The following is a 2,469-nucleotide window of genomic DNA, read 5'->3' on the forward strand; positions in this document are numbered from 1 at the left end:
CGCCGATGAGGAGTACGCCAGCATCGGAACGGAGAAGATCGCCCAGACCTACCGGGCCGACGCGGCCATCGTCTGTGAGCCCACCGGCCTCAATATCGGCGTCGTCCACAAGGGCTTCGCCTGGGTGCGGCTGGATGTCCAGGGCAAGGCGGCCCACGGGAGCGAGTTCGGGCAGGGCGTCGACGCCATCACCAAGACCGGCAAGTTCCTGGCCGCGATGGAGGCCCACGAAAAGCGGGTCCTGGCCAAGAAGGTGCACCCGAAGGTCGGGCGGCCCTCGGTTCACGCCTCGCTGATCAGCGGCGGCATCGAGCTCAGCACCTACCCCGACCACTGCCGGGTGGAGATTGAGCGCCGGACGATCCCCGGCGAGACCCGCCAGACCGTTGTCGACGAGATCGAAAAGCTAATCAGGCGGGTGGCCGCCAAGGATAAGGATTTCAAGGCCGAGGCCGAGGTCTTCTTCTACCGGTCGCCGATGGAGGCCTCGCCCGACGAGCCCATCGTCAAGTGCCTGCAGGAAGCCAGGCGGGCGGTGGTGGGGAGGCGGGCCCGCCTGGTCGGCTCGTTCGGCTGGCTCGACTCGGCCATCTTGAGTGAGGCCGGCATCCCGACGGTCATCTTCGGGGCCGGCGGGGAAGGGGCCCACGCCAAGACCGAGTGGGCTGACTTGCGGTCCTGCGTGGCGACGGCCAGGGTGCTGGCCGTGGCGGCGGTGGACTTCTGCGGGACCGCTTGAATGTGAGTCAAGAGTCTTTGGGAGGGCGCGACTTGATCGATATCGTTGAGGGTCTGGTTCGAGCATTGAAGAGTGGAGAAAAGGTCGCTCTGGCCACGGTCATCGGGGTCAAGGGTTCGGCCCCCAGGTCTCCGGGAGCGAGGATGGCCGTCCGCGGAGCGGGCGGCCATCTGGGCACGGTCGGGGGCGGGTGCGGAGAGGGCGATGTCATCCGCACCGGGCTCGGGGCCCTGGACGACGGGCGGGCCAGGCGGGTCAAGGTGGAGATGATCGAAGCCGTCACTGAGGAGGCCGAGGCGGCCTGCGGCGGGACTATGGACGTCGTCATCGCGCCCTTCGGGGCTGAGCTGCTTCCGGTGGCGGAGGCCGTCCGCAAGGCCACCGACGAGCGGCGGACGATGAAGCTCTTGACCTGTCTCGAGCCGGCGCGGGCCCTGGGGGCAATGGCCGTCGTGGGCGAGGGTGGACGGGTGGTCGTCCAGGTGGGATGGGGAAGGGGAGAGGTGGAGGCGCTGGCGGGGGCTTTGGCGGGACAGGGAGGCGGGGCGGCGGGGGCGGCGAACCCGCACGCGGCTGGGCGCGCCGAGACCCCTGAGGCACCGGCCCGGGTCCCGGCCGTGGAGTTAAGTGGCGAAAAGTGGTCGGCCTTGGTCGAGGACCTCGTACCCCCGGCCGTCCTGCTCATCTGCGGCGGCGGACACATCGCTCTGCCCCTCAGCGAGATGGGCAAGATCATCGGCTTCGACGTGGTCGTTATCGATGACCGCCCGAGCTTCGCCGACCCCGGGCGGTTCCGCCAGGCCGACAAGGTCGTCTGCGCGCCCTTCGATCAGGCGGTGGGGGACTTCCCGGTCGATGCCCGAACCTACGCCGTGGTCGTCACCCGCGGCCACCGGCACGACGTCGTCTGCGTCCGGCACCTGCTGGGCCGCGGCGTCGCCTACGTCGGGATGATCGGCAGCCGCCGGCGCGTGACCGGCGTGCTCGACATGCTGCGGGCTGAGGGGCACGACGAGGCTGCCCTGGCCGAGCTTTACTCGCCCATCGGCCTCGACATCGGGGCCGAGACCCCGGGCGAAATCGCCCTGTCCATCCTGGCCGAGATCGTGCAGGTCCGGCGGGGCGGCGGGGGAAGGCATCTGAGCCTGACACAGGGGCCGAAGGCTTAGAAAACGGGGGAGACCCGGGCGGCCCCGGGTCTCGCAGTACATACTCGTATGCATTCAAGCCAATTCGATTAGGGAGGCAGAGTCTTGAAAGAGAAGGTCTTCTTCATTGGTTCCGACAGTCTGGGCCGTGGCGAAGAAGAGCTAGGCAAGCTGCTCATGGCCAACTTCCTGAGGCAGCTTGGTGAGGCCCCGGAGAAGCCCAAAGCCCTGTTCCTGGCCAACACTGGCGTTAAGCTGTGCGCCCAGGGCTCCAAGGCGATCGATCATATCAAGAAGCTTGAGGAGTCCGGCGTCGAGGTGTTGCTGTGCCGGACCTGCGTCGAGTGGTTCGACCTGGAGGGGAAGCTGGCGGCCGGGAAGATTTCGGCGATGGGGACGCTGGTGGCGTTGAGTGGGGAGTCTTCCATTATATCCCTTTAAAGCGATTCCTGGTGTAGTCTATGAGAGACAACCGAACCCGCCGGGCATGGAGCTGGCGGGTTTAGGTTGTAATACTTGTTCAATTGAGATTCCGGAAGTCGCTTCGCTCCTAGCCTGGTCTCGGATTAGGATTAGGATGAG

3 protein-coding genes are annotated in these 2,469 nt (G+C 66.9%); all 3 read left to right on the plus strand.

The annotated features are described in order from the left end of the window. Positions 1-739, plus strand: a 739-nt coding sequence (locus tag VGL40_02515; protein HEY3314144.1) for a M20/M25/M40 family metallo-hydrolase, incomplete at its 5' end; no start/stop codon positions are given. A 32-nt stretch (positions 740-771) separates the two neighbouring features. Beyond that, positions 772-1,908 (plus strand): XdhC family protein, encoded by a 1,137-nt coding sequence (locus VGL40_02520; protein ID HEY3314145.1) that lies wholly within the window; start codon positions 772-774, stop codon positions 1,906-1,908. 84 nt (positions 1,909-1,992) lie between these two features. Then, a complete protein-coding gene (yedF, locus tag VGL40_02525; protein ID HEY3314146.1) occupies positions 1,993-2,328 on the plus strand; it encodes a sulfurtransferase-like selenium metabolism protein YedF in 336 nt (111 codons plus the stop codon). Positions 2,329-2,469: the final 141 nt, after the last annotated feature.

It is taken from the genome of Bacillota bacterium, from assembly GCA_036504675.1.
GTDB lineage: Bacteria > Bacillota > Sulfobacillia > JAJYWN01 > JAJZPE01 > DASXUT01.